Here is a 24,524-nt window from a genome sequence, read left to right as displayed (position 1 = left end):
CTGCCCCGGGAAAATATCCTGAGGGCAGAGGTTTCTGTGCTTAAAAGCCGTAATCTTCCCCAATGAGAACCACTTTGATTCTGCCGGGTACCATGGAACGTCTGGTAATGACAAGATCGGAACAGATACATCCGTCAGACAGGCAGTCCTGACAGGTTCCTGTTACGGAACAGGGCGTCTTTACGCCAACCCGGAGACTGTTGGGCGGTGCAGCAGCATTTCGGACTCTATGTACACCGTCTTCTATGGTTTTTACCACCTTATTCATACCGGCCGCTATCACTACATGCTCGGGACCGTGGCAGAGGCAGGCAACCCGGTTGCCGGCACCGTCTATGTTGATAAGTTCGCCGTCTATAGTGATGGCGTTGCTGCTCATCAAAAAGTAATCAGCCATTACGATTTTGCCGTAAAGCGCCCGCTTCTCTTCCGGAGTCTTTGCGGACATTCGGTCAATAAGTTCATAGCCGCACCCCTGGAGCCCTTTCAGAATGCCTGCCTCTGCTAAAGTTTCTGATCCGCCCCAGGTTACCGAGGAAGCTTCCGGGATTAATTCCCGGATTTTTTCTACGGCGGACTCTGCAGTCGGACAGTAGAAGCCCTCCATGTTTCGCTTTTTTAGATTTTTTATCAGTGTTTCTGCCGTATTGGCGTAGGACTGAGCTTTGTATGACATATAAAATTACCTCCTTTCTTCAGATAGTATCATTGTACCATATTTTTTTGATAAACAATGGAAGTTTTAGAAAATGATTTGTCATATTTGACTGGTTATGCTAAAATGAAATGTAACGGCTAAAAACCGGTTCGCTTTCGATCAGTACGTTGAATACGATAATATAAAAGGAGTGGTACAAGGCCATATGAAAAAAACAGCAATCGTAACAGATAGTAATAGCGGCATTACCCAGTCCCAGGCTGGGGATTTGGGAATCTATGTAATTCCAATGCCCTTTTATATCGACGAACAGCTTTATCTGGAGGATATAACACTGACACAGAAGGAGTTCTATCAGAGGCTGGAGGATGATGCTGAGATCTTTACGTCGCAGCCGTCTCCAGCGGACGTAATGGAGCTTTGGGAGAAAATATTAGAGGATTATGAAGCAATTGTCCACATCCCTATGTCAAGTGGGTTAAGTAATTCATGCCAGACTGCACAGGCACTGGCTAAAGAGTATAACGGCAAGGTCCAGGTGGTGAATAACCAGAGAATATCAGTGACGCAGAGGCAGTCGGTTTTGGATGCCATTACGCTGGCAGCTGCAGGCAGGTCTGCGTTAGAGATACGGGAAGTCCTGGAGAAGGAGAAGGCCGAGTCAAGCATCTATATCACGGTAGAATCTTTGAAATATCTGAAAAAGGGAGGCAGAATTACACCTGCCGCAGCCGCCATAGGAACGGTGCTTAACCTGAAGCCTGTCCTGCAGATTCAGGGAGAAAAGCTGGACGCCCTGTCTAAGGCAAGAGGCAAAAAACAGGCGAAAAGAACCATGGTTCAGGCGATGAAAAAGGATCTTGAGGGAAGATTTGCAGCGTATGCCCAGTCCGGTTTGATGTGCCTGGAAGCTGCTTATACAGGAAATCAGGAGGAAGCCCTGGAATGGAAGAAGGAGCTGGAAGCTGCTTTTCCGGGGATGCCGATTCATATGGATCCCCTCTCCTTAAGTGTTGCCTGCCATATTGGTTACGGAGCACTGGCGGTAGCCTGTGCAAAAAAAGTTGAGATAGAATTGTAGTGGAGGAGTTATGAAAAAGATACTGGAACTAATTGAAAAAGAATTGAGACAAGCGTTTAAGGCAGCAGATTATGATGAGACATATGCCAGGGTGACCATCTCTAACCGTCCGGATCTGTGTGAATATCAGTGCAACGGCGCAATGGCTGCCGCAAAACAATATAAAAAGGCTCCCATTAAGATCGCCGGCGATGTGGTAGAGCAGCTAGGGGAAAGCCAGGTGCTTAAGCAGGCAGAAGCGGTGCCTCCCGGTTTTATCAACCTGAAAGTCAGCGGGGAATTTCTGTCAGAGTATCTCAATGAGATGCTAAGAGACGATCATCTCTCTGTAGAACAGACAGAAAATCCCAAGACGGTGATGATCGACTACGGCGGTCCCAATGTTGCAAAGCCGCTGCACGTGGGCCATCTTCGATCCGCAATTATCGGGGAGAGCCTGAAACGCATGGGGCGTTTTCTGGGACACAAAATGATTGGGGATGTACATCTGGGGGACTGGGGCCTTCAGATGGGACTGATTATCACCGAACTGAAAAAGAGAAAACCAGAGCTGGTGTATTTCCAGCCTGATTATACAGGAGAATACCCCGCAGAACCTCCGTTCACCATCAGTGAACTGGAAGAGATTTACCCTGCTGCCAGTGCATATTCCAAAGAGCATCCGGAATACAAAGAAGAAGCTATGGAGGCGACCCATCAGCTGCAGAATGGGAATCCTGGATATAAGGCTCTGTGGAACCATATTCTGAACGTCTCAGTCAGTGATTTGAAGAAAAACTATGAAAAGCTGAATGTAACCTTTGATCTGTGGAAAAAGGAATCCGATGCCCAGCCCTATATACCGGAGATGGTTGCGTATATGAAGGAAAAAGGATATGCACACCTGGATCAGGGAGCGCTTGTGGTAGATGTGAAAGAAGCGTCTGACACCAAAGAGATCCCTCCCTGTATGATTCTGAAGTCAGACGGGGCATCTCTGTACAATACTACAGATCTGGCAACCATTGTAGAGCGGATGAAACTCTTTTGTCCGGATGAGATCATTTACGTTGTGGACAAACGCCAGGAGCTGTATTTTACACAGGTCTTCCGGTGTGCGAGAAAGACAAAGCTGGTAAAGGAAGAAACAGGATTAAGCTTCCTTGGATTCGGGACTATGAATGGAAGAGACGGGAAGCCTTTTAAAACAAGAGAAGGCGGTGTAATGCGGCTGGAGACCCTAATCCGGGAGATCAACGAGGAAATGTATAAAAAAATCGTGGACAACCGCAGCGTAAAAGAAGAGGATGCCAGAGGGACGGCCCAAATTGTGGGCCTGTCAGCCATTAAATATGGAGATTTGTCGAACCAGGCATCCAAAGACTATATCTTCGATGTGGAGCGATTTACTTCCTTTGAGGGGAATACAGGTCCGTATATTTTATATACAATTGTGCGGATTAAGTCCATTCTTGGCCGGTATCAGGAAGAGGGAGGCGACTGGAAGCAGGGATGTATCAAAGCTCCTGCAAATGACTGCGAAAAAGATTTGATGCTTACGATTTCCAGGTTTAACAGTGTGGTGGAGAACGCTTACGAGGAGAAAGCGCCTCATAAGATATGCTCCTTTATCTACGATTTGGCCAATGCGTTTAACCGTTTTTACCATGAGACAAAGATTCTGGGGGAGGAAGATACCGGGAAAAAGGCCTCCTGGATAAGACTTTTAGTACTTACCAGAGATGTGCTGGAGACTGGTATAGAGCTTCTGGGATTTTCGGCTCCCGAGAGAATGTAGCACAGGAAAGAATACAGGGCGGACAGAACTGCCGAAACAGCGGTTCTGTCTGCTCTTTTTGCTAAGAACATACAGTAAAGCTGCAAATGCAAATTCATACTTGATATTTGCAGCAGATTGTACTATACTTGAATCACATTCAAGATCTTAAGTATCTATTTTTTTCAGGCGGATCCGCCATAATTCCATTTTTTATATTTTTAAAGAGAAGTGAGATTTCTCTGCCAAGGGTAAGCACAGGCAGCGGCAGAGGACAGACCTAAGCGGTGTGCAGACAGAGAGGGGGAGGCACTATTGCATCACTGGGAAAGATATTAGATTGCAGATACCGGATTATACAGCTGATAGGCGAAGGGGGAATGGGAAAGGTCTATCTGGCTTATGATCTCAGACTGGAGAAGAACTGGGCTGTAAAAGAAATAGAAAGCAGCAGGGGATGCGTGCTCCGGGAGAGGGATGTGCTGAAGAAGATGAAGCACCCTGCCCTTCCCGGCATTGTTGATATTATAGAGGAGAGCGGGTATACCTATCTTGTAATGGATTACATTTCAGGAATTAACTTAAAGGAGCTCTGCAGAGCGAAAAAAAAGATTCCCGAGAAGACAATCCTCCGGTGGGGAATAGAGCTCTGCGATGTATTGGACTACCTGCACAGACAGAAACCGCCTGTTATATACCGGGATCTGAAACCGGAGAATCTGATCATTGGAAATAAAGGAAAACTGTTCCTTGTAGATTTTGGCATTGCGCTGGTTGCAGGCAGACATTCGGCAGAGGATCGGTTAGGAACCAAGGGATATGCAGCCCCGGAGCAGTACCAGGGGAGGGCTGCCGTACAGTCAGATATCTATGGACTGGGTATGGTTCTCGGAGAACTGGTTAAGTGCGGAAGATATCAGGGAGAGGATCACTGCGCCCTGGAACGGATTGTGGGAACGTGTACCAGAAGAAACATCATGGAACGATATCAAAGTGTCCGGACAGTAAAACGCAGGCTCACCAGACTTCTGTACAGAAAGAGGCAGATAGGGCTGCTGTCGGCTGCTGGGGCGGCATTTGTAATGGCAGGGTGTCTGCTTCTTCTCCAACAGGAGGTAAACATGCAGAAGCAGGAGCAAGCATACCAGGAAGCACTCGAAACAGGAGCCCGGCAGGAGAAGGATGCCGTGCAGGCCTATGAGAGGGCTGTCAAAATGAAACCTGAGAGGGAGGAAGTATATCTGGCTCTGCTGAACACCTATATAGCCAGGGGAGAGACAAAGGCGGGAATCCAGAGAATACGGGAACTGGCCGAAAGGTACGAGAAAAGGCTGCCCCGGGAACACAAGCTGTGGACAGAGATTGGAAGGCTTTATTTCAGAGGCAGCATCCGGGATCCCTATTTTTCGGCAAATTATAAAAAGGCTGAGGAGTATTTTTCTATGGATCCTAAGGATTCCCGGGAAAAGCGCAGTTATCTGAATCTGTGCCGTATCTTTTCCTGTTACAGCGATGAGATTTGCTGGGAGGAGGCCGGAGAAGCACTGGAATATCTGTGCGGCCTGCTTGGGGAGGAAGAGAATCCACTGGCAAAAGCACAGGGATGTATGACTCTGTGCGGCGTTTATTTTTCTTACGAAGAGGAGCTGGAAGAATATCTTGAGAAACCGTGGGAGCAGGGGATTGCCCTGGCAGAGGAGGGGGCAGAGTCGCTGGAGCATTGCCGGGATCATATTCTTTATCCTGTTTATGCCCGTGAATTCTGCCTGCTTATAGGAAAGGCATATGAGTGCAGAGGGCGCTGGCAAGAGGCAAATTCTCAGTATGACAAAACCCTTGCTTACCCCATGTCAGAAAAGGAACAGGTTAAGATACGGCTGATGACTGCCTTTAACTGCCGTATGGAGGGGGACTGTGTAAAAGCCGGAACAATCTATGAAAAGCTGCTGCAGGACTTTCCGGAGGAGGCGGAGCCTTACTGTGCCTACAGTCTTATGGCTTTGATGGAGGAAAAGGACAGGAAAAAGGCAGAGGAGATTCTGGACAGGGGGAAAGGAGTCAGGGGAATCCGGGAGAACTACAGTTACAAGCTTCTCACAGAGCGTTTAAAAGAATCGGGAGAAGGAAAGGAGCGACAAGAATGAAAAAAGACTGGGGACTGATGATAGCTGCTATAGGGATACTGCTTCTGCTTCCGCAGCCTGTTATGGCAGGGGAATCGGGTGCCGTGGGGCCGGATGGGCCGCCCATTACGCTAAAGCCTGGAGAACGGTGGACGAGTCCGTGGGCAGGCCATGCAGAGATTCTGGATACCGGAAAGCTGAAAAGCCGGGGAGACGGAACCCTGGAAGCGGTAGAGCCGGGAGAGACAGAGATCATAGTAAGATATACGGTCAGGATAGAAAATAAAGATTCGGAAGAACCTGCCATTGAGGCGGAAGAAAGGACCGAAGCGGAAGCACCGGGGAAGGAGGACGCAGAGGAGGAACTGCACAGTATAGGAAGACCTTATGAGGCCCAGGACTCTTCCTGTCCGGTTCTCACTCTGAATAACCTGGAGGATATGTCCTCCAATGCCTGTGCGGTGGAGCCTCAGATTATAGTTGAAGACGAACATCTGGACACCGGGTTTCTAAGGATTGAATTGCAGGGAAAGCGCCAGGGGACACTCACACCGGTATTTGCCCGGACAGAAGAGGCGTGTCGAATGACCTTGTCTTTTGCACCAATTACGGAGGATGACGAGTATACGCTGCGTGTGGAAGCAAAAGATCTCTTTGGCAATTGTACAGAAAAAACCTGGATGTTTACGGTGAATCAGAATGGAACCAGATTTTACTATAACGGGGAGGGAGAGAAAGTTACTTACTCAAAGGAGTTCGTCCCCAGAATCCAGTGGGAGAATCCGGACGAAATTCAGGTTGTATCCTGTACCGTGAACGGCAAAGAAGTCCGGTGTACCATCAAAGAGGGGGAAATCTATGTGGACAGGGAAGCCCTGGAAACCGGCAAAAACAGAATTGTACTTGTTGTAAGAGACGGAGCAGGAAATATTACAAAGATGGAGCCGTGGGAATTTATGATAGAAGGGGAGGAAGAGGAACCGGACGGCGGCATACAGGAAGAGGAGCCGGTGGAACAGGAAAACCAAAAGGCTTTTCCCTGGGAAGGGGTTTTCCTGATCAGCGGGAGTTCTCTGCTGTTGGCGGAACATAGGAAAAAAATCAGAAGAACCTAGCCTGCTGGGGTTTGTATCCGGGAATTAACTGTGCTATAATGTATTCCATTAGCAACACTTCATTGATACGGAGATCTAAGATGCCACCGTACTCTGTGAAATAACTGAGCATGAATAGAAACAATATACACACAGAAAGATTGGGATAGCATGTGGAATACAATATTATTTGATTTGGACGGCACACTGACAGACTCGGCCGAGGGAATTACAAAGAGCGTTCAGTATGCTTTGGCACATTTCGGAATTCAGGAAACCGATTTAAAGAAGCTGGAGTGCTTTGTGGGACCTCCTCTGAAGGAGCAGTTTATGAAATACTGCGGGTTTAGCGAGGAACAGGGGCAGGAAGCTGTCCGGGTATACCGGGAGCGGTACAGCACGATTGGCATTTGGGAGAACCGTGCATATAAAGGAATAAAGGAGATGCTGTCAAAGCTCTGCACCAGGGGATACACGCTGGGAGTGGCCTCCTCCAAGCCTACCCACTTTGTCAAACAGATCCTGGAACGGTTTGAACTTCTGCCGTACTTTGAGGTAGTGGTGGGAAGTGAACTGGATGGGAGCAGAACCGATAAAGCAGAGGTGATAGAGGAGGCCCTGAGGCAGCTTAAGATCAGAGAATACCGCCAGAGAGTTCTGATGGTAGGGGACAAAGAACATGATGTGAACGGAGCAAGAAGGGCCGGGATCCCCTGTGTAGGCGTAGCCTACGGCTATGGCAGCAGGGAGGAACTCCTGAAGGCCCAGCCTTTAGCCATTGTCTATTCCGTCTCTGAGCTGGCCGCCTTTTTGATAGAGGGCAGGCTGGAAAGACAGGACGCGGTAAAACCACAGGAAACCGGGCAGAAGGACAGGCTGGATCTGCACAGAGGAAGGCCTCTGCTTAAGATATGGAGGGTTTTGTACCCTGTAGGAATACATTTCGCCGCCAGCATTGTGGCTTCTCTTATAGTGATTGTGCCAATGACTGTGTATGCCCTTATGGGGGGAAGCGGCGGTGCAGACGCGGTGAGCACCATTGGGCTTACGGGGCTGATGGAGATTCTTGCAATCCCCTTTTTGTTGTATTTTATGAAAAAAGACCGCATTCTCCGCGGAAGCCTGGGCGCGGAAGGAATAAAAATAAAAGCTTCTCCTGTCCTTGTACTCGTCCTGCTGCTTGCGGCAGCTGCACTCTCTGATCTGCTCAGCCAGGGAATGGCAGTGCTTCGGATACCGGATCTTTTTCCGTACTACGGGGAGATGACGGATGAGATGTACGCACAGAGCAGTTTTTGGGCGGTTCTGGCAGTCGTGGGAGTGCTGGCTCCGGTCGCTGAGGAGATGGTATTTCGGGGACTGGTGTATGCCAGAGTGAAAGACTACCTGGGGGGCAGATGGGGCATCCTTCTGTCGGGGTTCATCTTCGGGATTTATCACGGCAATATGGTTCAGTTTATTTTTGCTTTCTGTCTTGGGTGCTGGTTTGCCTGGCTGTATCAAAAATCCGGCAACCTGCTGATTCCAATTCTGGCTCACGTTGCAGTGAACGTATGGTCCTGTATTCTAACCTATATTCCGTCAGATTCAGGCTTTTGGACCTGGTATCCGCTTTTGATGGTTGCTGAGATACTAATTGCAGTGTGGGGCTGCTATTTTCTCAGTCAAAGCTATAGGAAAACTGGAAATTCCAGCCAGACAATTTAGACACAATTTTAAAAAAAGACAATTCACAGAGCCGTGGATTGTCTTTTTTTATGTTCACAACGAATTAAAATGGGTGAATTTGTCTTGATTCACATATAAATACACGGTTTAAAACATTAAAAATCAGATAATTTTATTTTAAATGATTTTATATCTAATTATCTGACGATATATGGGAAAAACCCTATTTACAGGTTTTAAAAAATGTAGTATATTTAGTGCAGTGAATTGCTAAAGATAAAAAGCGGCAGGCAGGTATGCTGCAGGAGACAAAAAAGAAAGGATGGATGTAAGATGCAGAAAACAACGAATAACCCGGAAGTCCAGGGCTTATATGAACCCCGGTTTGAGCATGACAATTGCGGTATTGGTGCAGTTGTGAATATCAATGGTGTAAAAACCCATGGCACAGTCGCCAATGCGCTGAAAATTGTAGAAAACCTGGAGCACAGAGCAGGCAAAGATGCGGAGGGAAAGACTGGTGACGGAGTCGGAATCCTTCTGCAGATATCCCATAAGTTCTTCCGCAGGGCGTGCAGCGACCTTGGTATCCGGCTGGGAGAAGAAAGAGACTACGGCGTTGGTATGTTTTTCTTCCCTCAGGACGAGATGAAAAGAAATCAGGCGAAAAAGATGCTGGAAATCATAGTAGAAAAAGAGGGACTGGAGTTTTTGGGCTGGAGAACAGTTCCAACGGTTCCGTCAGTTCTTGGGCATCGGGCCGTGGAGTGCATGCCATTTATTATGCAGGGCTTTGTGAAGCGTCCTCAAAATGTGGACCAGGGTCTGGAGTTTGACAGAAAGCTGTATGTGGTGCGGAGAGTATTTGAGCAGAGCAATGAAGATACTTATGTGGTTTCTTTTTCCAGCCGTACCATTGCCTACAAGGGGATGTTTTTGGTTGGGCAGCTGAGAACCTTCTTTACAGATCTGCAGAGTGAAGAGTATGAATCCGCCATTGCCCTGGTGCATTCCCGATTTAGTACCAATACCACTCCCAGCTGGGAGAGAGCGCATCCCTACCGGCTGGTGGTACATAACGGAGAAATCAATACAATCCGGGGAAACGCAGATAAGATGCTGGCCCGGGAAGAGACCATGGACCACGGTGCCATGAGCAGAGAACTTCACAAAGTCCTGCCGGTAATAAGCGCAGAGGGTTCGGATTCTGCCATGCTGGATAACACACTGGAGTTTTTGGTGATGAGCGGTATGCCTCTTCCTCTGGCGGTCATGATTACCATTCCGGAGCCGTGGGCCAACAACAAAACGATGTCTCAGTCCAAAAAAGATTTTTACCAGTATTATGCGACGATGATGGAGCCGTGGGACGGACCGGCGTCTATTCTGTTTACAGACGGTGATATTATGGGAGCGGTGCTGGACCGCAACGGCCTGCGTCCTTCCCGCTACTACATTACGGAAGACGGATATATGATACTTTCCTCAGAGGTAGGTGTTCTGGACATTGCCCCCGGAAAAATCGTACAGAAGGAGAGACTGCATCCGGGCAAGATGCTCCTCGTAGATACCAGGGCAGGCAAGGTGTTCTCGGATGATGAGTTAAAAGAATATTATGCCTCCAAGCAGCCCTACGGTGAATGGCTGGACAGCAACCTGGTGGAACTGAGGGAACTGAAGATTCCCAACCAGAGAGTCCCGGAATACACGGATGAAGAGAGAATGCGTCTGCAGAAAGCCTTTGGATATACCTTTGAGGAATACCGCACATCCATTCTGAATATGGCACGAAACGGCAGTGAAGGAATTGGGGCTATGGGAATTGACACTCCTTTGGCCGTGCTTTCTAACGCACATCAGCCTCTGTTCAGCTATTTTAAGCAGCTGTTTGCCCAGGTTACCAATCCGCCTATTGATGCAATCCGTGAGGAGATTGTGACATGTACTTCTGTATATGTGGGAGAGGACGGCAATCTTCTGGAGGAAAAGCCGGAGAACTGTAAAGTGCTGAAGGTGAATAACCCTATTTTGACAAATACAGATTTGATGAAAATCAAAAGTATGAAGATAGAGGGCTTTGCCGTTGAAGTACTCCCCATTACGTACTATAAAAACACCAATCTGGAAAAAGCCATTGACCGTTTATTTGTGGAAGTTGACAGAGCACACAGAGACGGCGCCAACATTATAATTCTCTCAGACAGGGGAGTCGATGAGAATCATGTTGCGATTCCTTCCCTTCTGGCTGTGTCTGCAGTCCACCAGCATCTTGTAAAAACAAAGAAAAGGACTTCTCTGGCAATGATTCTGGAATCCGGAGAGCCCAGGGAGGTGCACCATTTTGCAACGCTTCTGGGCTACGGTGCCTGTGCCATTAATCCATATCTGGCCCAGGAGACAATCCGGGAGCTGATTGACAATCATATGCTTGACAAAGATTATTATGCGGCAGTCAATGATTATAATGACGCAGTACTCCACGGGATTGTAAAGATTGCCTCCAAGATGGGCATCTCTACCATACAGTCCTATCAGGGAGCGCAGATATTTGAGGCAGTCGGCATCGACCAGACTGTGATTGACAAATATTTTACCAACACTGTGAGCAGAATCGGGGGCATTACCCTGGAGGACATTTCCAGGGAAGTGAATGAGCTTCACAGCCAGGCCTTTGATCCTCTGGGACTTAAGGTAGACACAACCCTGGACAGCATGGGAAGACATAAAATGCGCCGCGGGGGGGAAGAACATCTGTACAATCCCCAAACCATCCATCTGCTCCAGGAAGCCACGAAAAACGGAGATTACAGCCAGTTTAAAGAGTATACACATCTCATAGACAATGAGGAACGGATGGGTACACTCAGAGACCTGATAGACTTTAAGTATCCCAAAAAAGGGATCCCCGTGGACCAGGTGGAGAGTGTGGAATCCATTGTAAAAAGATTTAAGACCGGAGCCATGTCTTACGGTTCCATCTCTAAGGAAGCACACGAAACGCTGGCAATTGCCATGAATACCCTTCACGGCAAATCAAACAGCGGAGAAGGGGGTGAGGACTACGAGCGACTGGTAACAGGAAAAGACGGCAAAAACCGCTGTTCTGCTATTAAGCAGGTGGCATCAGGCCGTTTCGGAGTGACCTCCAGATATCTGGTCAGCGCCCAGGAAATTCAGATTAAGATGGCCCAGGGGGCAAAGCCGGGGGAAGGCGGACACCTGCCCGGAGGAAAGGTATATCCCTGGATTGCCAAGACCAGGCATTCAACCCCTGGGGTGAGTCTGATCTCTCCCCCGCCCCACCATGATATCTATTCCATTGAGGATTTGGCACAGCTTATCTATGATCTGAAAAACGCCAACAAAAATGCCAGAATTTCTGTAAAGCTGGTATCCGAAGCCGGCGTGGGCACAGTCGCAGCGGGTGTTGCCAAGGCCGGAGCCCAGGTTATCCTGATTTCCGGCTATGACGGAGGCACCGGAGCGGCCCCCAGAAGTTCCATCCACAATGCGGGTCTTCCCTGGGAACTGGGGCTTTCTGAGACCCACCAGACTCTGATACGAAACGGACTGCGCAATAAAGTTGTGATTGAGACAGACGGCAAGCTGATGAGCGGCCGTCATGTAGCCATTGCCGCTATGCTGGGGGCGGAAGAGTTCGGCTTTGCCACGGCACCTCTTGTCACCATGGGATGTGTGATGATGCGTGTCTGTAATCTGGATACCTGCCCGGTAGGCGTGGCGACACAGAATCCGGAGCTTAGAAAGCGGTTCCGGGGCAAACCAGAGTATGTCATTAACTTTATGCGGTTTATTGCCCAGGAGCTGAGGGAGTATATGGCAGAGCTTGGCGTCCGCACAGTGGATGAATTGGTGGGGAGAACCGATCTGCTGAAAGTAAAGGATACAATACAAAACGGTAAGGCATCAAAAGTTGATCTTGCCAGAATTCTGGATAACCCCTACGCTTCTCCGAAGGCAAAAGTAACCTTTGACCCCAGGCAGGTATACGATTTCCATCTGGAAAAGACAGCGGATGAAAGGATTCTTATGAAACGCCTGGGAGCTGCGCTGGAAGACAGGCAGAAAAAGAGTATAGAAGTGGATGTGTCCAACACCGACAGGGCCTTCGGAACTATCTTCGGGGCTGAGATAACCAGGAGATACCAGGACAGCCTGGACGAAGATACTTATACAGTGCTCTGCCACGGAGCAGGAGGACAGAGCTTCGGCGCTTTTATCCCCAAAGGGCTGACCCTGGAGCTTGAGGGGGACAGCAACGATTATTTCGGAAAAGGACTTTCCGGGGGCAAGCTGATTGTGTATCCCCCCAAGAGCGTTCAGTTTAAGCAGGATGAAAATATAATTATCGGCAACGTAGCTCTCTACGGTGCCACCAGCGGCAAGGCTTATGTAAATGGCGTGGCCGGAGAACGCTTCTGTGTCAGAAATTCAGGGGCAATTGCAGTTGTGGAAGGCGTAGGTGACCACGGGTGTGAATATATGACAGGAGGCCGTGCTGTGATTCTTGGAAAAATCGGCAAGAACTTTGCCGCAGGTATGAGCGGCGGCGTGGCGTATGTGCTGGACGAGGACAGCGATATCTATACAAAATTAAATAAACAGATGATCTCTGTGTCAAGGATCACATCCAAATACGATGTGCAGGAATTAAAAGAAATGATTCAGGATCATGTTACCTGTACCAATTCGGAAAAGGGAAAAGAGATTTTGAATAACTTTGGAGAATATCTCCCCAAATTCAAGAAAATTATACCTCATGATTACAGCCGTATGCTTCAGACGATTGTGCAGATGGAGGAAAAAGGGCTGAGCAGCAAACAGGCACAGATTGAAGCATTTTATGCCAATACCAGAAGATAGGAGGGAAAAGAAGATGGGAAAACCAACTGGATTTTTAGACTATAAAAGAAAAACATCAGATGCAGAAGCACCGGAAGAAAGAATAAAACATTTTAATGAGTTCCATGTTCACCTTCCTCTGGAAGAACAGCAGCTCCAGGGGGCCAGGTGTATGGCCTGCGGGGTGCCTTTCTGTCAGTCGGGAATGATGTTGGCGGGGATGGCCTCCGGCTGTCCGCTCCACAATCTGGTGCCGGAGTGGAACGACCTGGTGTATCTGGGCAACTGGAAGCAGGCATACCGGCGCCTGAAAAAGACAAATAATTTTCCGGAGTTTACTTCCCGGGTATGTCCGGCTCTCTGTGAGGCGGCCTGTACCTGTAATCTGGACAGTCAGCCCGTATCCACAAAAGAAAATGAATATGCAATTATTGAAAAGGCGTATGAAGAGGGATATGCAAAGGCCAATCCTCCAAAGGTCAGAACCGGTAAAAAGGTGGCTGTTGTGGGGAGCGGTCCCTCGGGTCTGGCAGCTGCGGATCAGCTGAACAGCAGGGGGCATTTTGTGACGGTATTTGAACGATTTGACAGAATCGGAGGTCTTCTCAGGTACGGCATACCTAACATGAAGCTGGACAAATCCGTGATTGATCGGAAAATCGCAGTCATGGAGGAGGAAGGGATAGAGTTTGTCACAAATGCAGATATCGGCAAAAACTACAAGGCAGAGGACCTTCTGAAAAACTATGACAGGGTAATACTGGCCTGCGGCGCTTCCAATCCCAGAGACATCAGCGCACCGGGGAGAGATGCCAAGGGAATTCACTTTGCGGTAGATTTCCTGAGGGCTGCCACGAAGAGTCTGCTGGATTCGGAATTTGCAGACAAAAAGTATATTGACGTGAAGGGAAAGAACGTGGTTGTCATCGGGGGAGGTGACACCGGCAATGACTGCGTGGGAACTTCTATCCGCCTGGGAGCTGCCAATGTGACACAGCTGGAGATGATGCCGAAGGCCCCGGATGTGCGGGCAGCGAATAACCCGTGGCCGGAATGGCCAAAGATCTGCAAGACAGATTACGGGCAGGAGGAAGCCATTGCCATGTTCGGTCATGATCCCAGAATCTATCAGACAACAGTAAAAGAATTTGTGAAGAATAAAAAAGGAGAGCTGGAAAAGCTGATTACGGTAAAACTGGAGAGCAAAAAAGACGAGAAAACAGGGCGCATGATTATGGCCCCCGTAGAGGGCAGCGAACAGGAGATGAAGGCTGAGATAGTACTGATCGCAGCAGGTTTTCTGGGCGCTCAGAAGTATATTGCCGATGCTTTTAAGGTTGAACTTTCCCCGCGGACGAATGTGGCCACCAGGGAAGGGGAATATGCCACTAATGTGCCTAATGTATTCACAACTGGGGATATGCACAGAGGACAGTCCCTGGTCGTATGGGCCATCCGGGAAGGCCGTGAGGCAGCCAGAGAAGTGGATATCAGCCTGATGGGATACTCTAATTTATCGGTGCAGTGACGAAATAATAAAAAGGAGAAGAAATCTGTTCCCTGGATTTCTTCTCCTTTTTTTGCTGAATCAGGATTCCTGCAGCATTGTTTTTCCATTTCTGTGCTTCTTTCGATACAGATTCGGGGTAACGCCCGCATATTTTTTGAAAGACTGAGAAAAGTAATTAGAGGAAGAAAACCCGGTCATATGGGCAATCTGTGTAATACTGTAATCGGAATTCTTCAGAAGCTCCTTGCTGTTCAGGATTCTCCGCTCCAGGAGATAGTTAATGGGTGAGGTCTCATAGGCCTTTGAAAACATATGGGACAGATAAAACTTGTTCAGGTGGGACAGCTCCGCCAGGGAGTCCAGGGTAAGGGAATCCTGGTAGTGGGTATCAATATACTCTTTCACAAACTCGCACTCAGCCGGAATATCTTTGGGGGCGGCCAGTGAAAAACTGTCGCCGGTTATTCGCTGGGTCCGCAGAAGAAAAATCATAAAATAATGCTGGCAGATCTGTTCATAGGAACTCTTTTTGTGCTTTACCTCATCCAGCATAGTCTGAAGCAGGGGAAGAATACTGCTTCTGTGGTTCTGGAAATCATAGATGTGACAGTCCAGGGTGTCGGAGAAAAACTGAAATCGGAGATTCTCTATCCCCAGGGCTATGTAGACCAAAGGCTTGTCCGTAGATGACTTTTCTGTGTGCTTTACATTGGGATTGATGATAATTAAAGTGTCTTTGCAGATGGGAAACTGGTGTGATTCCGTGCAGAAATATCCGCTCCCTTCCACCACATAGAATAATTCTGCAAAGCTGTGGGTATGGAGCAGGCTGATCCAGTCCTTTCCATAAGAGGAAGAGGAAATATATAATAAACGTTCAAGAGGCTGACGGTTGTAGACCTCAGCCATGGAATACTGTACATGTGCCATAGGGAACTCCTTTAAAAAATAATAGCATAATTATAGCATTTTCAGTGGTGAAAGACAAGATATATAACTTATTGAGCAACAATGGAGTTGAAGGCAGAAAACTATTTTTTTATACTGAAATTAATCATGTAGATCTAGTAACAGAATGCAGAAACGGGAAGGTAAGGAGAGAAACTATGGAAGAGTATGGTTTTGGAAGAGTGACAATACCAACGGATATGGATATTGTACAGGAGACAAAAGAAGTGGTAAACCGCTGGGGGGCGGATGCGATTCGGGACTGCGACGGGACAGATTATCCGGATGAATTAAAGAATATCGGAGTTAAGGTATACTCAACCTATTACACGACCCGGAAGGATAATGAGTGGGCAAAAGCGAACCCTGAAGAGATCCAGCAGATGTATATTATGACTTCCTTTCACAATGCAGAGAAAGAGAAGCTCAGCATTCATTTAATGGATCATCTCTACCCGGATATGCTGAAGGTGAACACCCGGGATGACATAAAAAGATGGTGGGAGGTCATAGATCGCACCACAGGCGAAGTGGTACCTTCGGACCAGTGGAGCTATGACGAAGAATCCGGCTGTGTTGTCATAGAGCCTGCCAGCCTTTTTCACGAGTATACCGTGAGCTTTCTGGCCTATATTATGTGGGATCCGGTTCATATGTACAACTCGGTCACAAACGGATGGAAGGATGTAGAGCATCAGGTGACCTTTGATGTGCGGCAGCCCAAGACCAGAGCCTATTCTATGGAGCGGCTGCGTCGTTTTCTGGAGAAGAATCCTCATGTGAATGTCGTGCGCTTCACAACGTTCTTCCATCAGTTCACCCTGATATTTGATGAACTTGCCAGAGAAAAATATGTAGACTGGTACGGGTATTCTGCATCGGTCAGCCCTTATATACTGGAACAGTTTGAACAAGAGGCAGGCTACAGGTTCCGCCCGGAATTTATTATTGATCAGGGATATATGAATAACACCTACCGGATTCCTTCCAGGGAATTCAGGGATTTTCAGGACTTTCAGCGCAGAGAGGTAGCCAAACTGGCAAAAGAAATGGTTGACATCACCCATGAATACGGCAGAGAAGCTATGATGTTCCTGGGGGATCACTGGATTGGCATGGAACCTTTTATGGAAGAATTCCAGAGCATTGGCCTGGACGCTGTGGTGGGAAGTGTGGGAAACGGATCCACGCTCCGTCTGATCAGTGATATACCAGGGGTAAGTTATACAGAGGGAAGATTCCTTCCGTATTTCTTCCCGGATGTCTTCCACGAGGGAGGAGATCCGGTGAAAGAGGCAAAAGTGAACTGGGTAACTGCCAGGCGGGCGATCCTCAGGAAACCCATCGACCGGATCGGCTATGGAGGATACCTGAAGCTGGCCCTGGAGTTCCCAGAATTTATGGATTATGTGCAGAGCGTGTGTGAGGAATTCCGGCTTTTGTATTCCAATATAAAGGGAACCACTCCATACTGCATCAAAAGAGTGGCTGTCCTGAACTGCTGGGGAAGAATGCGTGCCTGGGGCAATCACATGGTTCATCATGCCCTGTACTATAAGCAGAACTATTCTTATGCAGGCATCATAGAGGCTCTGAGCGGTGCGCCTTTTGCGGTTGAATTTATCAGCTTTGACGATATCCGCAGGGATGAACATCTGCTGGATGACATTGATGTTATCATCAATGTGGGAGATGCCGGCACAGCATACAGCGGGGGTGAAAACTGGATCGATGAGAAGATCATCACAGCTGTCAAAAAGTTTATCTACCAGGGAGGCGGTTTTATCGGAGTGGGGGAACCTGCCGCTTATCAGTGGGAAGGCCGGTTTTTCCAGCTGGCCACGGTAATGGGGGTTGAAGAAGAAAATGGATTCAACCTGAATAAGGATAAGTATAACTGGGAAGAACATGCACACTTTATCACAGAAGACTGCCGGGGTGACATTGACTTTGGGGAGGGGAAGAAGAATATATTTGCCCTGGAGGGAACTACAGTGCTAAAACAGATTGACAAAGAAGTGCAGCTGGCAGTGAATTCTTTTGGCAGGGGAAGGAGCGTATACATCAGCGGGCTTCCTTACAGCTTTGAGAACAGCAGGCTTTTGTACCGGGCTGTACTGTGGGCGGCGTCAGACGAAACAAACATCAGACACTGGTTCAGCACCAATTATAATGTAGAGGTGCATGCCTATATTAAAAATCACAAATACTGTGTGGTAAACAATACCTATGAGCCCCAGAGTACGGTGGTGTACCGGGGAGACGGCAGCAGCTTTTGTGCAGAACTGGATGCCAATGAGATTATCTGGTATGAGATAGAGTAAGGGGGCTATGCCCCCTTTATTTTGTCTGTTGGAACGGATATTCTGTAAATGGAATGCGCAGATCCATTCCGTCCACAGTGACGGGCAGAATACTGTAGCCGGATGCCTTCAGGTTTTTGGGCTTCCAGTGGTCCAGCATCAAATAAAAGTGTCCGTCCTTTTCAAATACAAAGGTACTCTGTCCATAGAAGGTTTTGCGGTAATTCTTTCCCTCACAGGGATTGTCGATGAGTTTCCAGCCCGTTAAAAGATTTGAAGAAATGCCGTACAGGGCGCTGTTGGCGTCCCAGCCGGTACACCCTGAGGTGATCATATAATACAGACCCTGGTGATAGAAAACCGCAGGGGCTTCCCTCTCCTGTTCAGGAAATATCTTTGTACAGACACCGGTAAAGTGAAGATAATCATCTGTCAGCTGGCTGATTCGGAGCGTTTTATTCCAGTCTGAGCTGTGGATCAGATATACACGCTGATCCAGATCCTGAAACAGAGTCATATCCCTGCAGTCCGAACGGTTGGGAATATCGCTGTACAAATAGGTGAAAGGGCCGGTGGGGGCGTCTGCTGTGGCTACGCCGGCTCTGGCGGATCGGTAGTCAGGGGTATCTATATGCATCCACATGACAAATTTTCCGGTTTTTTGATTGTATATTACCTTTGGACGCTCGCAGACCATATCACGGTACAGATCGCTGCCCGGTGCGGAAGAAGCAGGAAGCACAATTCCCTCATTTTTCCAGTCTATGCAGTTTTTTGACGAATAGCAGGAGATACCTATGAAATCTACCCGGATATCTCCGGAGGGGGCAAGGGAAGTCGGCCCGTTTTTGTTTTCTCCGTACCAATAATAAGTATCGCCGTGCGGAAGGATCATTCCACCGTGAGCCTGTATGGGATTTCCGTCGGTATCATACCAAAGAGTGCCATTTTTATTCATATTTGCTGTACATTCCTTTCTCTTTTGGAGTTTCCATAATTATAATGGCAGGATACTATTTTTTCAACCTGGAAATTTATTGGAAATGATAGCTGCCGTACCCTGCACAGCTCATGCTGTGGTTGAAATGCACTGATTATTTGAAATAAATAGTATTTCTTTTGTGTAAAAAGCAAAATATATAAAAGTAAAGACAAGATATTTATAGAATTAGAAGTAAAACTAGGCTATGATAAAAACATCTCAAGGAAATATTATTTATGGAGGGAAAAAGGTATGAAAAGGAAAGAAGTAACAAGATGGCTTGCTTTGGGACTTGCAGCAGTAATGTCAACCACCATTCTCGCAGGCTGTGGGAATACAGATGACAGTTCAAAGGGCGGTGATGACGCCAAAGGGGACGGCGGACAGGTGCTGAAAGTAGCTGCATTTGAAGGCGGATACGGCGCAGAACTCTGGAGTGAGGTTGCCAAAGCGTTTGAGGAAACCCATGAGGGTGTTACGGTTGAACTGCAGGTTGATAAAAAGATTGAAGATAAGATTACACCGGCCATGAAAAGCGGCGACTACCCGGACGTAATCCACTGTGCCACAGGACGTGACGCCGGTCTTACTGAGACAATTACAAAGGAAAAAGGGCTTACCTGTCTGGATGATGTGCTGGATATGACGGTTCCTGGAGAAGAGGTTACCGTAAGAGAAAAAATCCTTCCGGGATTTCTCGATACGCTGGGAACCATGCCTTATAATGACGGAAAAACATATTATGCGCCCATGTTCTACAGCCCCTGCGGACTTTTCTACAATGCAGGCCTGCTGAAGGAAAAGGGCTGGGAAGTTCCAAAGACATGGGATGAAATGTGGGAGCTTGGTGACAAAGCAAAAGCCGAGGGAATCTCCTTATTCACCTATCCTCATGCGGGGTACTTCGATGCATTTATCTACGCAACTCTGGAGTCTTCAGGCGGCGCGGAATTCTATAACGAATGCATGACATATAAAGACGGCATCTGGGAATCACCGGAGGCAACCGCAGTATTTGAGACAATAGGCAAACTGGCACAGTATGTAGAACCTACCACCCTGGGGAATGCCAATGAAGAAAGTTTTACAAAGAATCAGCAGCTAATCCTGGACAACAAAGCAATCTTCTGTCCAAACGGAACCTGGCTTCCGGGTGAAATGGCAGATGCACCGAGAGCAGAAGGATTTGAGTGGGGATTCACAGCAGTTCCTGCAGTATCAGATTCTCAGAAACCTTCTTCATTTACCTTCTTCGAGCAGATGTGGATTCCGGCAGAGGGAAAGAACCAGGATCTGGCAAAAGAGTGGATTGCATTTATGTACTCTGACAAAGCAGCTGACATCTTTGCGAAATCCAATGCGATTCAGCCAATCGTCGGGATTTCAGAAAAACTTACAGGCGACAATAAAATGTTCTACAGTGTATATGATAACGACGCAGCAGTTCCTGTAATGGGCGGATTCGCCTCTACCAATCCGGTGGAAGGTGTATCCATGAATGACACCCTGTTCAGGGCAGTGGATAGTATCGTAAGCGGAGATAAAACAGTTGCGGACTGGCAGAAGTCAGTAGAGGAAGCTAGCGATAAGTTAAGAGAGGCAATGGAGTAATCTATACAACAGGAAAAAGGGCATTCTATAATGTCCTTTTTTCTTCGCAAAAGGGAGAAAGGAGGAACGGGAATGAAACATAGAAAAGGCAGAAATGGTTTTATTGCAGTGTGTGTGCTGCCGGCAGTAATTCTTTTCATAATTTTCATGATAGTCCCAACAATAAATGTATTTAAAATGTCCTTGTATAAATGGGGCGGATTTTCTAATAATAAGACATTTGTGGGATTAAATAATTTTAAGATACTTTTTGAGGATCCAAAGTTCTATCGGTCCTTCCAGAACTCAGTGCTGCTGATTGTGATGGTCACTATTATTACAATGGTATTTTCCCTTGTCTTTGCAGCGATTCTGTCAAGAGAAAAGATCAAGGGCCAGAATTTTTTCAGAATTATTTTCTACATCCCAAATATCTTATCCGTTGTTGTTATATCAGCCATCTTTTCTGCGATTTATGACCCCAGTCAGGGCCTGCTGAACAGTATCCTGTCCATATTCAGAGGCGCTAAAGCGGATCCTATTCTATGGCTGGGAAACCAAAAGCTGGTTATCTACAGCCTTGTCATTGCTATGGTGTGGCAGGCAATCGGATATTATATGGTAATGTATATGGCCAGTATGTCCAGCGTGCCGGAGAGTTTATATGAATCAGCCAATCTGGAAGGTGCGGGAAGAATCCATCAATTTTTCAACATAACCCTGCCCCTTATCTGGACAAATATCAGAACAACACTTACCTTTTTTATCATCAGTACCATCAACCTGAGCTTCCTTTTTGTCAAGGCCATGACGGGAGGCAAGCCCGATGGAGCCAGTGAAGTATTCCTGAGCTATATGTACGGCCAGGCGTATACGAACTCTTCATACGGATATGGTATGGCCATAGGAGTGATTGTATTCTTGTTCTCATTTGGATTGGCCGGACTTGTAAACCTGGCCACAAAGCGAGAGCCGCTGGAATTTTAGGAGGGTGAGAATATGAAGAAAAATGGAAAAGACACGCTGTATAAGGTGTTTATATACATTGTACTGCTGCTTCTGGCAATTAGCATTGCAGTTCCTGTGGGCTGGGTATTTCTGGCTTCTGTCAAGGAAAATGCAGAATTCTACGGGAATCCGTGGACACTGCCGAAAGGAATTTATTTTCAGAACTTTATTGATGCATTTCAGGGCGCCAAAATGGGAGAGTATATGCTTAATTCCGTCATAGTTACGGTATTGGCGCTGCTGCTTCTCCTGGTGATTGCGCTTCCGGCAGCTTATGTTCTGGCAAGATACCGCTTCAAAGGCAGCAAACTGTGTAACATTATGTTTATGGGCGGGTTATTTATCAATGTAAACTACATTGTTGTACCTATATTCCTGATGTTTGTGGACGGAGACAAATTTCTGAACCGGGTATTCGGGAGCGGATTTCTGTTAAATAATCTTTTTGTGCTGGCGCTGGTATATGCATCCACCGCACTGCCATTTACCATCTACCTGCTGTCCGGATTTTTTGTATCTATTCCAAAAGACTACGAGGAGGCAGCTTTTGTAGACGGTGCCGGGTATTTCAAAACGATGTTTTCTATTATGATGCCCATGGCAAGGCCAAGTATTATAACGGTAATTCTCTTTAACTTCCTTTCCTTCTGGAATGAATATATCATCGCAATGACTATGCTTACGGGGGAATCCAAGACACTTCCCGTAGGACTGATGCAGCTGATGCAGGCACAGCAGGCAGCCGCAAACTATGGCCGTCTCTATGCCGGTCTGGTTATTGTAATGCTGCCCACTTTGATTCTGTATATCTGTGTGCAGAAGAAACTGACAGAAGGTATGAGCCTTGGAGGACTGAAGGGCTAAAAGAGAACACAGGAGGTGTGTGTTATGAAGAAATGGATAGTGAGAATCATCGGCCTGGTGCTTTTTATCGTATGTCTGGCACTGGTAATTCACGGCCAGAGAACCGTAGGGGCAGGATATCTTCTGGAGATGCTTGCCGGTCTGGTAGGAATCCTAATCATGCTGGGGATCTATAACAAACAGCACCAGTAGGTCTGCGGGGATGTGTCTGCTTGTGGCGCATCCCCTCAGGTTTTGCCTGATTCCGCCGATTATTCCGGGAGTCTGACCGGTTTCATAAAAAGTTTATTTTCCCGGCCTTGACAGTACTCACGTGAGTATCATATAATAAGTTAGCGATTCGTTTGTATCAGTTGATACGGCTAAGGCTGTATGAACGCCCCGGGGCATGCATTGCAGCGTTTGGGGTACACTTTACTACAGGGGGTAGTAAAGGTTTCGACAGGGGTTTCGAAGATGGTGAAGCTATCCGCAGGTGATGCGTTAAATCACAACCTTAAATTAAACGCAGACGAAAATTTAGCGTTAGCTGCCTAATTGCAGCTTGTCAGCCTTAGAGCACTCACACTTTAAGAATCTGGCATCGACTTTGTGAGAAACTTTATCGGCAAAGCTTTGAGCCGGTAGACGTATTATGAAGCTACTGAACCCACCAGGGTGTTAGTTCCCGGGCGGCAGAGGGAATGTTAAAGAACTGACTATGATAGTAGAAGAACATGGGAGAGGCTTTTGGACACGGGTTCGATTCCCGTCTACTCCATAAGAAAGTACTGTATTTACAGTGCTTTTTTTATTACCCAGGAAACTTTGTTCCCTGGGTAATAAAAAAACTCCGGGGGCTCACACTGCGGCGGAAAGCTTCTGTGGAGTGAAAAGTTCCTGGTCGGGATGCGCACAATGCCCTGAAAATGAAGGAGAGCCAGCACCCATTCGGATGCTGGCTTGAAAAAGAAAAAGTTTTGCGTTAGGTTGTTGGCCTCTTAACAATTATTATATTACAGGATGATTGTGACGAATCTGTGATGAGAATCTAAAGTAACAGGAAAGACTTTCTAAAGAATTTTTAAAAGGCAGCTCTCGTTCTTTTTCCTTAGCCGACAGTTTCTTTTAAACTCTGATAAAAGGCCATCATACCTTCCGTCATCAGCTTATTTTTGCGTGTGGCATAGGTGATTTCCCAAGTAAAATAGGGATCCGGAAAGGGATAATACCTGAATTGTGAATCCTTTTTGGGAATGGTATGCTCCGGCACTACAAACAGGTTCCCTGTGTCAAAGGCAAGCTCTTTCAGGGAATTAAAATCGTTTGATGACAGAAATACCCGGGGGGAAAAGCCTGCGTGTCTGCAGGACTCCCAAAAGTGGTGCTGGATATAAAACTGGTTGCTGAACATCACAAAGGTATGGGCAGCTAAACTCTGGAGTGTAATTTCCTGTGCCTCATACAGGGGATGTCCGAAAGGAATGCACAAATATACCTTTTCGGTCTTTATAACCTCCATTTGCAGATCCTCACAATTCACTGGTCCGGCGATAAGTGCCAGATCGCATTCTCCTTTTACTAACCTGTTTACAAGAGTGATATCTGTATAATCGCTGTAATTCAGCTCTATATAAGGATGTTGGGTTATGAAATCGGATAAAAAGCTGTGGGGCAGAGCGGAGAGAACACCAAAGGACATACCTACCAGAAGAGGCTCCCTGGCTGTGGATTTCATCTGGAGGACATAGGAGGATATGTACTCTTTTTTTCTCAGGATAATTTCAAATTCCTGCAGCACGTAGGTCCCGTAGTTCGTTAAAGTCACCCCGCTGCTGGTTCTTTTCAGCAATTGACAGCCCAATTCTGCCTCCAGGTCAAGCAGCGCTTTTGATATCCCCTGCTGGGATATGCGCAGCAGGGCGGAGGCTTTGCTGATACTTTTACATTTGCATACAGTGGTAAAAAATTCTATTTGTCTAAATGTCATAGGCTCCCTCCCGGCACAGAGATACAATATTTTTCTTGTAGGGTCACAACGAAAAGGATTCTTCTAAGAAAAGAATCGATATGTTATATTTATAACATATTAAAACA

General features: G+C 47.1%; 16 protein-coding genes and 1 other RNA gene. 13 read left to right on the top strand and 4 right to left on the bottom strand.

All coding sequences use genetic code 11. The features are described 5' to 3' along the window. Window positions 1-40 precede the first annotated feature (40 nt). Complete coding sequence (locus ACGHCT_RS15485; RefSeq protein WP_072848070.1) at window positions 41-676, bottom strand: lactate utilization protein; 636 nt, start codon at window positions 674-676, stop codon at window positions 41-43. A 187-nt stretch (window positions 677-863) separates the two neighbouring features. Between ACGHCT_RS15485 and ACGHCT_RS15480 the strand changes: the two genes are divergently transcribed. The 7 genes from ACGHCT_RS15480 (at window position 864) to ACGHCT_RS15450 (ending at window position 14,771) form a co-directional block, all read left to right on the top strand. Then, on the top strand, window positions 864-1,739 hold the full coding sequence (locus ACGHCT_RS15480) for a DegV family protein (RefSeq protein WP_072848068.1): 876 nt from the start codon (window positions 864-866) through the stop codon (window positions 1,737-1,739). Window positions 1,740-1,749: 10 nt separating this feature from the next. Continuing rightward, entirely contained in the window at window positions 1,750-3,516 is a 1,767-nt protein-coding gene (gene argS / locus ACGHCT_RS15475) for an arginine--tRNA ligase (RefSeq protein WP_390436693.1), read from the top strand. A gap of 266 nt (window positions 3,517-3,782) precedes the next feature. After that, entirely contained in the window at window positions 3,783-5,639 is a 1,857-nt protein-coding gene (locus tag ACGHCT_RS15470; protein ID WP_390436691.1) for a protein kinase, read from the top strand. Continuing rightward, window positions 5,636-6,733: a hypothetical protein gene (locus ACGHCT_RS15465; RefSeq protein ID WP_390436689.1), complete on the top strand. Its 1,098-nt coding sequence runs from the start codon at window positions 5,636-5,638 to the stop codon at window positions 6,731-6,733. Before ACGHCT_RS15470 ends, ACGHCT_RS15465 begins: the two co-directional genes overlap by 4 nt. A gap of 150 nt (window positions 6,734-6,883) precedes the next feature. Continuing rightward, on the top strand, window positions 6,884-8,419 hold the full coding sequence (locus tag ACGHCT_RS15460) for an HAD-IA family hydrolase (RefSeq protein ID WP_390436687.1): 1,536 nt from the start codon (window positions 6,884-6,886) through the stop codon (window positions 8,417-8,419). A gap of 294 nt (window positions 8,420-8,713) precedes the next feature. Then, window positions 8,714-13,264 (top strand): glutamate synthase large subunit, encoded by a 4,551-nt coding sequence (gene gltB / locus ACGHCT_RS15455; RefSeq protein ID WP_072848060.1) that lies wholly within the window; start codon window positions 8,714-8,716, stop codon window positions 13,262-13,264. A 13-nt stretch (window positions 13,265-13,277) separates the two neighbouring features. Then, on the top strand, window positions 13,278-14,771 hold the full coding sequence (locus ACGHCT_RS15450; RefSeq protein WP_072848058.1) for a glutamate synthase subunit beta: 1,494 nt from the start codon (window positions 13,278-13,280) through the stop codon (window positions 14,769-14,771). A 60-nt stretch (window positions 14,772-14,831) separates the two neighbouring features. On the opposite strand, the gene ACGHCT_RS15445 is transcribed toward ACGHCT_RS15450, so the two are convergent. Beyond that, on the bottom strand, window positions 14,832-15,683 hold the full coding sequence (locus tag ACGHCT_RS15445) for an AraC family transcriptional regulator (protein WP_072848057.1): 852 nt from the start codon (window positions 15,681-15,683) through the stop codon (window positions 14,832-14,834). Window positions 15,684-15,859: 176 nt separating this feature from the next. Between ACGHCT_RS15445 and gnpA the strand changes: the two genes are divergently transcribed. Continuing rightward, window positions 15,860-18,025 (top strand): 1,3-beta-galactosyl-N-acetylhexosamine phosphorylase, encoded by a 2,166-nt coding sequence (gnpA, locus tag ACGHCT_RS15440; RefSeq protein WP_390436685.1) that lies wholly within the window; start codon window positions 15,860-15,862, stop codon window positions 18,023-18,025. A gap of 16 nt (window positions 18,026-18,041) precedes the next feature. Here the strand turns inward: gnpA and ACGHCT_RS15435 are convergent, their stop codons facing one another. Continuing rightward, complete coding sequence (locus tag ACGHCT_RS15435; protein WP_390436684.1) at window positions 18,042-18,962, bottom strand: glycoside hydrolase family 43 protein; 921 nt, start codon at window positions 18,960-18,962, stop codon at window positions 18,042-18,044. Window positions 18,963-19,238: 276 nt separating this feature from the next. Between ACGHCT_RS15435 and ACGHCT_RS15430 the strand changes: the two genes are divergently transcribed. From ACGHCT_RS15430 to ssrA, 5 genes are all read left to right on the top strand, one after another. Further along, window positions 19,239-20,597 (top strand): carbohydrate ABC transporter substrate-binding protein, encoded by a 1,359-nt coding sequence (locus tag ACGHCT_RS15430; protein WP_072853163.1) that lies wholly within the window; start codon window positions 19,239-19,241, stop codon window positions 20,595-20,597. A 72-nt stretch (window positions 20,598-20,669) separates the two neighbouring features. Then, entirely contained in the window at window positions 20,670-21,563 is an 894-nt protein-coding gene (locus ACGHCT_RS15425; RefSeq protein WP_072853161.1) for a carbohydrate ABC transporter permease, read from the top strand. Window positions 21,564-21,575: 12 nt separating this feature from the next. After that, window positions 21,576-22,448: a carbohydrate ABC transporter permease gene (locus ACGHCT_RS15420; protein ID WP_072853159.1), complete on the top strand. Its 873-nt coding sequence runs from the start codon at window positions 21,576-21,578 to the stop codon at window positions 22,446-22,448. Window positions 22,449-22,472: 24 nt separating this feature from the next. Next, window positions 22,473-22,640, top strand: coding sequence for a DUF6903 family protein (locus ACGHCT_RS15415; protein ID WP_167594279.1), 168 nt, complete (start codon window positions 22,473-22,475; stop codon window positions 22,638-22,640). A 231-nt stretch (window positions 22,641-22,871) separates the two neighbouring features. Then, window positions 22,872-23,211, top strand: a transfer-messenger RNA (tmRNA) gene (ssrA, locus tag ACGHCT_RS15410). A gap of 327 nt (window positions 23,212-23,538) precedes the next feature. On the opposite strand, the gene ACGHCT_RS15405 is transcribed toward ssrA, so the two are convergent. Continuing rightward, a complete protein-coding gene (locus tag ACGHCT_RS15405; protein WP_072853157.1) occupies window positions 23,539-24,417 on the bottom strand; it encodes a LysR family transcriptional regulator in 879 nt (292 codons plus the stop codon). Window positions 24,418-24,524 lie beyond the last annotated feature (107 nt).

The organism is Lactonifactor longoviformis, from assembly GCF_042848515.1.
In the GTDB taxonomy this organism is placed as follows: Bacteria; Bacillota; Clostridia; order Lachnospirales; family Lachnospiraceae; genus Lactonifactor; species Lactonifactor longoviformis.
The sequence above is the reverse complement of the archived record's forward strand: the minus strand, read 5'-3'. Positions and strand labels throughout refer to the sequence as shown.

Bases quoted from the DNA above. Each gene is read 5' to 3' on its own strand.
- ACGHCT_RS15485 (WP_072848070.1), bottom strand. From the start codon at position 676: ATGTCATACAAAGCTCAGTCCTACGCCAATACGGCAGAAACACTGATA.
- ACGHCT_RS15480 (WP_072848068.1), top strand. From the start codon at position 864: ATGAAAAAAACAGCAATCGTAACAGATAGTAATAGCGGCATTACCCAG.
- argS (WP_390436693.1), top strand. From the start codon at position 1,750: ATGAAAAAGATACTGGAACTAATTGAAAAAGAATTGAGACAAGCGTTT.
- ACGHCT_RS15465 (WP_390436689.1), top strand. From the start codon at position 5,636: ATGAAAAAAGACTGGGGACTGATGATAGCTGCTATAGGGATACTGCTT.
- ACGHCT_RS15460 (WP_390436687.1), top strand. From the start codon at position 6,884: ATGTGGAATACAATATTATTTGATTTGGACGGCACACTGACAGACTCG.
- gltB (WP_072848060.1), top strand. From the start codon at position 8,714: ATGCAGAAAACAACGAATAACCCGGAAGTCCAGGGCTTATATGAACCC.
- ACGHCT_RS15450 (WP_072848058.1), top strand. From the start codon at position 13,278: ATGGGAAAACCAACTGGATTTTTAGACTATAAAAGAAAAACATCAGAT.
- ACGHCT_RS15445 (WP_072848057.1), bottom strand. From the start codon at position 15,683: ATGGCACATGTACAGTATTCCATGGCTGAGGTCTACAACCGTCAGCCT.
- gnpA (WP_390436685.1), top strand. From the start codon at position 15,860: ATGGAAGAGTATGGTTTTGGAAGAGTGACAATACCAACGGATATGGAT.
- ACGHCT_RS15435 (WP_390436684.1), bottom strand. From the start codon at position 18,962: ATGAATAAAAATGGCACTCTTTGGTATGATACCGACGGAAATCCCATA.
- ACGHCT_RS15430 (WP_072853163.1), top strand. From the start codon at position 19,239: ATGAAAAGGAAAGAAGTAACAAGATGGCTTGCTTTGGGACTTGCAGCA.
- ACGHCT_RS15425 (WP_072853161.1), top strand. From the start codon at position 20,670: ATGAAACATAGAAAAGGCAGAAATGGTTTTATTGCAGTGTGTGTGCTG.
- ACGHCT_RS15420 (WP_072853159.1), top strand. From the start codon at position 21,576: ATGAAGAAAAATGGAAAAGACACGCTGTATAAGGTGTTTATATACATT.
- ACGHCT_RS15415 (WP_167594279.1), top strand. From the start codon at position 22,473: ATGAAGAAATGGATAGTGAGAATCATCGGCCTGGTGCTTTTTATCGTA.
- ACGHCT_RS15405 (WP_072853157.1), bottom strand. From the start codon at position 24,417: ATGACATTTAGACAAATAGAATTTTTTACCACTGTATGCAAATGTAAA.